Raw genomic sequence first — 7367 nt, 5'->3', positions numbered from 1 at the left:
CTGCGCCCCTGATTGTTTTCCGCGCCTTCGCCGGATCTTTGCCGCTGACGAGTGCGGCGCTGGGGTGCGTGCCCTCGCTGCGGGCAGCGGCAAGGCGTCCCTTGACGCGTTCCTCGCTGGCGGTGCCGGAGAGGGTGACGGCGAATGCCTGGTGATGGTCGGCGGAACCGTATTCTGCGGCCGAGCTGGTTTCGGCCTTCCCGCCCTGGTCCTTCAGCCGTTCGCTGTCGTCGGCGGTGACCCTGCCCTCCAGCTCGCGGCCGAGCTCGGCGATGCGTGCGAAGAGGTCCGCTTCGGCGCGTTCGTAGCGTTGTTCCAGCGGCTGCTCCCTGGAACCCGTGAATCCTCCCTCGGCAAGGAGTTTCGCGTCGTGCCATTCCTTGGCGGCGTCCACGAACCTGGCGTCATTGAAATGGTCCTCGCCGGCCCCAGTGAAGTTCGCCGTGGCTTCTTCGCGAAGCTTCTCGATGGCGGGACCGTTGACGCCGTCTTTGCCGATCAAGTACAGACGTTCCTTCACCGCTGTGTCGGCAGCCTCGATGGCCGCCGGCGTCGTGGCGTCGTGTGCGCTCTGCAGCGCCGCCGACAGGGCGGGGTTGTTCAGGTATTCGACGGGCACCTGGTACCGCTCCATTTCCGGGGCCAGCGTCCGGGCCTTGGCGCTGAGTTCTTCGGCCTGAGCCGCGGCGATGAGTGCCATGTCCTTCCGGTGCTCCGCCACTGCTACGCGGCGGGCCTGTTCAGCGCTGATGGTTTCGATTCCCGATTCCAGGTACGCGGCATCCGTGCCCACGTCGCGGGTGTCGATGGCATAGCGGCGCTGGACTTCGGTCCGGATCCGTTCGGATGCGGCGAGGGCGGCCGGATCAATATCCTTCCAGCCTTCTGCGACGGCGTGTGCCGTGGCGATGTCTCCGGGCCGTGCCTTGTCCCACCATTGGTCCTTTTCCACAGGTGCCAGTGCCGCGTGGGCGGCGCTGCGTTCGGCGGCGAGACGTGCCCGGGCTTCGTGCGCTGTCTGGGTGTCCTGGTGTTCCTGTTGCCGCTGGCTCTCCTGGCGCTGGCGTGCCAGTGTCTCGGCAATGCGTGAGGCGATCATCAGCGACTGCCGGAGACCGCCGTCCAGGGCGTCATCCATTCCATCTGATTCACTCATGCTGTTCCCCTTGCAGTTTGGGTGGTGGTCTATCGGTCGAGGCCCGGACCGGCGTCGCGCCGGCTGGGCTGGTAGGTCCTTGCCGGCGTTGCCGGTGTTGCCGGTGTTGGCGTTGTGGGCAGCACTGATCCGGGACGGATGGGGACCATGCCGCGCCGGGCGATATCGATCGCCCGAGGCGTTACTCCGGCCTCGGGGGCCGGCTGCTGCCCGGCGCTCACCAGAACCGCCTTGGGCATGGTGCCGGTGAACGGGGCCAGCCGCTCCTCGACCACAGCACGGATGCGCTGCGCCTCACGGCTCCGTCCGGACTGGGCATGCATTTCATACACGGCGAAGGCGGTGTTGATCAGCTGCACCATGAGGGCCGTTTGCGCCGCGGTTTTGTCCTTGCTCGACGCGGCCATGAACAACATGGCCGTGCCGGCAATCGACGGGAGCACGACAGGTTTGCTGTGCTGCCGTGGTGCGCGCAGCTGGGCGGTGCGGGACAGTTCGGCGGCGGTGGCCGCCAACGGACCCGGGGTCGGTTCTAGCCGGTAGGACCATGCCGCGAACGCCCCGGATACGTCCCGTGCAGCCTTCGCCCAGGTCGCGTGATCATCACGTGGAATGGTGCGCAGCTGGTCAGCCAGGGCGGCCGCGTTGCGGGTGTATTCCACCCACGCCTCCGCCGGCGGTGTCGCATGCTCGGGGCCGCTCCTGGAGACCGTGCGCTTATTCCGGGCCGCCGCGTTCCATTCCGCTGCGGCTTCGGTGGCTTGGTGCGGGGTGTCGGGCCATTCTTCCCGGAGGGCACCGAGTTTCAGGTCAGAGGCGAGGGTCCCGCCGCCGAACCAGATAGGACGCTCGCCATGTGCGGGGCGTTCGGCCACGGAGTAGCCGACCACGACGTCGGTGGTGTTCTTGGCATAGCGCGGCCGCACCAGCAGGCCGGTGTCGCGGGCGCGGCGGACGAACTCCGCTTCGGACCCGGAGGCGCTGGCGCTGGCCCGCACCTTCCGTGCCAGGGATGACCGGTGCATTTCCCGTTCGTCCCGGATCGCGGTGGCCTTTTCGGCACGGTCGTAGCCGCGGGTTGAGTGAATGGAAGAGAGTTCTTCCAGGCCGTACTTGGTCTCCAGGGCGCGGCAGGTTTGCTGTGCTTTTTTGTAGTCGCCGTGGGTGGAGGCTTTGGTGCCGTCCTCGCGGACCAGAGACACGGCGATGTGGATGTGGTGGTTGCCGTTCTCGGACGTGCCGTGGTTGATCGCGGCCCAGCGGCACTGGGCTTTGCCGCTGGCTTCGGTGAAACCCATCGCGTCGACAAAGTCGTTGGCAATATCACCCCACTGCTGGTCCGTCAGCGACCCTTCTTCGGCGCGGAGGCTCAGCGAGCAATGCCACACATCGGCCGGCTTGTGGCCGTCCTCCACCCGCTGCTTCGATGCCGCGTCCCAGCGGAAATCCTTCTGCAGTACCTCGACACCAAAAGACTTCCGGGGCTGGTCCAGGTGCTTCGCAATCGCCACGGCGTCATCCCGGTCCAGGACGCCGTCGTCGTACCAGGCCATGATCGCCGCATCCCCGGCCACCAGGTGCGGATCCGTGTGGGAGTTCCTCGTCTTGTCCGCATCGGTCGATGCCAGATACAGCAGCAGTCCGGACATCCTGGACCCGCGGGTGATGTTGGGAATCATCGGCTACATCAGCCCCTCAATGGTCCGGTCAATCCGCATCGCGACCTCGCGCACATAAGACAGCGCAGCCTTCGCGTCCTGAGGGAACTCATCCCCCGCGTTCGCGTGCCGGGCGATCTGGTTCACGTTGTTCGACACCCGCGCCAGGAGCGTGTGCAGGGCCATCAGTTCCGCCATCGCCGCCTTCCGCTCCGTCGGCGTCTCCGAAGATTCGGACAGGGCCGCGGTGATCAGCAGGTTCGGGACAGTAACTTTCTCCCGGGCAGCCCGCGCAACCAGCGCAGCCTCCTCCTCAGCGGTGACCCACACTTCGCGGCGCTTCTTCGTCCCCGCCGGCGAGTTCTCCCGACGGCGCTTGGACAGGCGCGGACGGGACTCATTCTGCTCAGTCACGCACTCCCCCATCCCTTTGAAAGCTCAGCGCAGCGACCCCGAAACCGGGGACCACACTTGCCCAGTGTGCCAAGCAAACCGCCGCAAGGGCGTGAGCGACACGCCATTTACACCCGTGTAAATGTATAGCTTGCTCCGCCGCATTTCCGGATCGCTGCCTGCGCGGCGGTTCGTCCCGTGGATTCGGGGATGTGGTGGTTAGGGTGGAGGCATGGCGAACCTCGACATTGAAAAGACACGTACCCAGGCCCGCGCGCTGCTCGACTCGCGCATCGAATCCGTCACGCAGCTGGTCAAGGCCCGGCAGCGGGTCGCTGACCTCAAGGAACAACTCGCGGATGCTGAACGCGACGACAAGCGCTCATACGTCCGGGCCACCAAGGACGGGTGGAGCACCGAGGAGCTGAAGAAGCTTGGACTCGAACCAGGGGCCGTCTCACGGCGGCGGAAAACCGCCGCGTCACAGACCGCAGGTCAGGCGTCCGCTCCCCCGCACGGTGACATCCTGGACACCGCGACCACACAGTCCTAAGGAGTGGCGGGTTCCTTCCCCATGGTCCAAGACGGTGCCCCCGGCACACCCCCGGGTGAGGGCCGGCTTTCTTCAGCCAAGGACCACAAAGAACACCCGCAAGCGGGTGCACCGCACCACTGATTGGCCGTCACTTTTGGGTGGCGGCCAATCCGCGTTGTCTTGCCAAACGTCTTGCCTGCTGCCCTCTCGAAGGGGAGGCCGGGCGGGGTCAGGTGGGCGGGTCGAGGAGTTCGGGTCCGTTGTTGCGGACGCTGTTCACCCGGTCCGTCACTGCCCGCGGCGTCAGGACCGGTTCGGGCATGGCGTCCAGCAGATCCTGCACATCGTTCTTTCCGGTGGTGCCCGGGTTGAGCCAGGCCCCGTACATCTCCGGCGGGACGATGACCGGGGCCCGGTCGTGGACGTGGCCGAGGGAATCGTGAGCCGTGGTGGTCAGCACGGTGCAGCTGAGCAACCACCGGTGAGGATCATCCTCCGGCAGGGACGAGTCGGGCCAGAACTCGTAGAGTCCCGCAAAGGCGAGCAGGTCATTCTTCTCGGAGTAGAAGTAGTGCGGGATCTTCTTCCCGTCCTCGGTTTTCTCCCACTCGTAATATCCCTCGGCCGGGATCAGGGCGCGCCGCGTGATGGCTGCTTTGCGGAACGAGGGTTTGTCGAGGATGGATTCGCTCCGGGCGTTGATGAGCTTCGAGCCGATCTTGATTTCCTTGGCCCAGGACGGAACGAGACCCCAGCGGGCAATCAGGAGCCGGCGCTCCACGGAGTCCTCATCCAGCTTCTCGGTGATGATCGGGACGTCCTGCGTGGGCGCGACATTCCAGCTCGGCGGGGGCGGGCTGCCCTCAACTTCCTTGGCCTCGAAGTGGCTCAGGAGATCACCGGTCGCCTTTGACATCACGTATCTGCCGCACATGCTTTCATTCTGCCCCAGCACCGGGTCCAGGGAACCCCAGATGGGTCAGTCCTCGATGGTGGTTTCCTCGGGGATCTGCCCGGCCGCGATCCGGTGCGCGGTCTTCTCGTACGCGGCGTCGATGTAGGCCAGCAGGTCATCTTCCCGGACGCGCCAGACGTTCCGGCCGCCGAACTGCGCGGCCCGCAGTTCGCCGCTGCGCACCAGCGCATACACCAAAGGCGTGTTGACGTTCAGGACCTCCTTCACCTGGTCCAGCGTCAGCATTCTGGGCAGCGCCGGACCAGCCGTGAGCGTCGGCGGCGCGTTGGTGTCCTCGGTCCGTCTTGCCATCATCAGGTTCCCTCGTTCCGGTGTTGCAGTTCATCTTTGGTGCGTTGTCCGCGGCGCAGCCCGCCGGCCGGGACAGGGGCCCATGCCCGGCCGGCGTTGTGGCGGCGCTGCAGCCGCTTCACTTCCCGCATCGTGGCCCGCACGATGAAGTCCGACACGCTCGCGTCGCCTTCCAGGTGGCCGGCGGCCAGGAACGCCGCACGGACCTGCCCGGCCTCGTCCTCTGTGAAATACGGCGTGAATGCCGCGATCTTCTTCATCCCGTTGATCTTCCCTCACGCAGCGACCGGCTCATGAATACTTGCTTCCGGTGTGGCTCCTGAGAGCCCGTCCAGCACGACGATCCGGACGGCCAGAGACCGGCAGGAACACACCTGCTAGCGCCAGCACGACCTCGGGCCGGCTGAACCCCTTCTCCGAAAGCCGGGATGCGCGCCATCTATTGGGCCGGCTCGGTCTCGGGGGCCGGGACGTCGATGTTGCCGGTGGGATTGGCTGCGAGACCGAACCACGCATCGTCGTCCCCGTAGTCCCGGGGAGACAGGCTGAACCTGTCCGGCGGGTGCTCCTCGTCCTGCTCCGGGCCGGGACCGGTACGCGTGACCTCCGCGGTGGTGTGGCGCAGGGACGGGCCGATGTCCTCGACTTCGAGCTCGACGACGGTGCGCTGTTCCCCCGTCTTCGTCGTGTAGGACCGGCGCTTCAGGGCGCCGGTGGCGATCACGCGCATGCCCTTGGTCAGGGACGCGGCGGCGTGTTCGGCAATGCCGCGCCATGCCGTGGCGGGCAGGAAAAGGGTTTCCCCGTCGATCCACTTTCCAGTGCCGGCGTCGAAGGTCCCGGGGGTGGAGGCGATGGTGAAGCGGGCGAAGGCTGTCCCGGATGCCGTGGACCGCAGCTCAGGGTCGGCGGTGGCGTTGCCGATAACGGTGATGCTATCTCCGCGACTCATGTGAAGGCACCTTGGCGCACGGCGGCTTCGATCTCGATGACCCGGGCGACCTTGGCCGGGTTCAGCCCGGACCAGTGGTCTTCGCTGCTCTCCTTGTCGTAGACCACGACGGGCACCTGGGAGTAGCCGAGCTCTTCGGTGATGTACTCGAAAGCGGCCTGGTTGGTGGTCACGTCGACCTCGGTGAAGGCGACGCCGGCGTCGGTAAACTTCTGCTTGGTCTTCGTGCAGCCGAAGCAACCGGCGGGCTTGGTGTAGATGGTGAGGGTCATTTCAGCACCTGGTTTCGTATCTCGATAAGTTTCGTTCGTCTGGCTGACCTGCTATGTCAATTCTAGCAATCATTCAACTGAATGAGTAGCCCTAATTCGTTGAATTCTAGGCAGTTTTTGCTTGCGCTTTTGACAGCCATACTGTGGTGGGGCCGTCATCTCCAGTCGTTAGCCGGCCCGTTCCCAGTCAGCGGAGAGCTGCGGTGGACCACGGGCTTCCGGACGGCAGGCGGCCGGCTAATGGCCCCCGCCAGCTTCCGCCTCCGGGCCGGTTCCTCACTGGCGACGGCACGCCGGTTAGAGTGTTGCCATGACGCTGGGGGACACGGCCACCGAGCCGCTGGTACACATCAAGGACTTCCGGATGGACTTCGGGGACACTACGGTCATCAAAGACCTGTCCTTCGATGTCAGGGCCGGGGAAACCTTCGGGTTCCTCGGCAGCAACGGGTCCGGGAAGACCACCACACTCCGGGCGCTGCTGGGGATCTACCAGCCCACCGCCGGGACCCTGCACATCGGCGGCAAGCCCTTCGCCCCGCAGGACGGGGCCCGGCTCGGGTACCTGCCCGAGGAGCGCGGCCTGTACAAGAAAGAGTCCGTGCTGGATGTGATGGTCTACTTCGGCCGGCTCAAGGGCCTGGACAAGACGCGGGCGAAAGCCTGGTCCCGGGACTACCTGGAACGGGTCGACCTCGCCGACAAGGCCACCACCCGGCTGGATAAGCTCTCCGGCGGGCAGCAGCAGAAAATCCAGCTCGGCGTGACCATCATGAACGACCCCGAACTGCTGATCCTGGACGAACCGACCAAGGGCTTCGACCCGGTCAACCGGCGCCTGCTGATGGACATCATCGAAGACCAGAAACTCGCCGGCGCGACCGTCATCATGGTCACCCACCAGATGGAAGAAGTCGAACGGCTCTGCGACCGGGTGATCTTGCTCAAAGACGGGACCTCCCGCGCCTACGGCACCGTCGCCGAGGTCCAGGAACAGTTCGGCGGCACCGTCTACCGGCTCACCTACACCGGGACCCTGCCCTCTTTGGCCCTGTATGAGGTTGTCAGTGCCGGCGGCGGGCATGCCGAGCTCTCCCCCCACCCGGGCGCGGACGAAGCCGCCGTCCTGCGTGA

Annotated in this window: 10 protein-coding genes; 2 read left to right on the top strand and 8 right to left on the bottom strand. The window is 65.9% G+C overall.

Annotated elements, in window-relative coordinates:
* From Y706_RS0120970 to Y706_RS0120960, 3 genes are all read right to left on the bottom strand, one after another.
* On the bottom strand, window positions 1–1156 hold a 1156-nt coding region (locus tag Y706_RS0120970), incomplete at its 3' end, for a hypothetical protein (RefSeq protein WP_043436828.1).
* Window positions 1157–1185: 29 nt separating this feature from the next.
* Window positions 1186–2835: a relaxase/mobilization nuclease domain-containing protein gene (locus Y706_RS0120965; RefSeq protein ID WP_028278119.1), complete on the bottom strand. Its 1650-nt coding sequence runs from the start codon at window positions 2833–2835 to the stop codon at window positions 1186–1188.
* A gap of 3 nt (window positions 2836–2838) precedes the next feature.
* The gene (locus Y706_RS0120960; protein WP_253906862.1) at window positions 2839–3228 is read right to left on the bottom strand and encodes a MobC family plasmid mobilization relaxosome protein; all 390 of its coding nucleotides are present in this window, start codon (window positions 3226–3228) and stop codon (window positions 2839–2841) included.
* 211 nt (window positions 3229–3439) lie between these two features.
* Here Y706_RS0120960 and Y706_RS0120955 point away from each other — a divergent pair, with 211 nt between their 5' ends.
* The gene (locus tag Y706_RS0120955; protein ID WP_028278117.1) at window positions 3440–3760 is read left to right on the top strand and encodes a hypothetical protein; all 321 of its coding nucleotides are present in this window, start codon (window positions 3440–3442) and stop codon (window positions 3758–3760) included.
* A gap of 211 nt (window positions 3761–3971) precedes the next feature.
* Here Y706_RS0120955 and Y706_RS0120950 read toward each other — a convergent pair whose 3' ends face one another.
* The 5 genes from Y706_RS0120950 to Y706_RS0120930 all read right to left on the bottom strand — a co-directional run bounded on the left by Y706_RS0120950 (window position 3972) and on the right by Y706_RS0120930 (window position 6233).
* Complete coding sequence (locus Y706_RS0120950) at window positions 3972–4676, bottom strand: SOS response-associated peptidase (protein WP_028278116.1); 705 nt, start codon at window positions 4674–4676, stop codon at window positions 3972–3974.
* A 45-nt stretch (window positions 4677–4721) separates the two neighbouring features.
* Window positions 4722–5009, bottom strand: coding sequence for a helix-turn-helix domain-containing protein (locus Y706_RS26915; protein WP_028278115.1), 288 nt, complete (start codon window positions 5007–5009; stop codon window positions 4722–4724).
* A gap of 2 nt (window positions 5010–5011) precedes the next feature.
* Window positions 5012–5269 carry a ParB family protein gene (locus Y706_RS0120940; RefSeq protein ID WP_028278114.1) on the bottom strand — a complete coding sequence of 86 codons (258 nt, stop codon included), beginning with the start codon at window positions 5267–5269 and terminating at the stop codon, window positions 5012–5014.
* 179 nt (window positions 5270–5448) lie between these two features.
* Window positions 5449–5961, bottom strand: coding sequence for a single-stranded DNA-binding protein (gene ssb, locus Y706_RS0120935; protein WP_028278113.1), 513 nt, complete (start codon window positions 5959–5961; stop codon window positions 5449–5451).
* Window positions 5958–6233, bottom strand: coding sequence for a glutaredoxin family protein (locus tag Y706_RS0120930; RefSeq protein ID WP_028278112.1), 276 nt, complete (start codon window positions 6231–6233; stop codon window positions 5958–5960). The genes ssb and Y706_RS0120930 overlap by 4 nt, the downstream gene beginning before the upstream one ends.
* A 310-nt stretch (window positions 6234–6543) precedes the next feature.
* Between Y706_RS0120930 and Y706_RS26910 the strand changes: the two genes are divergently transcribed.
* Window positions 6544–7367: ABC transporter ATP-binding protein (locus Y706_RS26910; protein ID WP_043436817.1), on the top strand; the 824-nt coding region annotated here is incomplete at its 3' end.

This window comes from Arthrobacter sp. I3, from assembly GCF_000520575.1.
Lineage (GTDB): Bacteria > Actinomycetota > Actinomycetes > Actinomycetales > Micrococcaceae > Arthrobacter > Arthrobacter humicola_A.
Note: the sequence above shows the minus strand (reverse complement) of the source record. Positions and strands in the feature narration are given on the sequence as shown.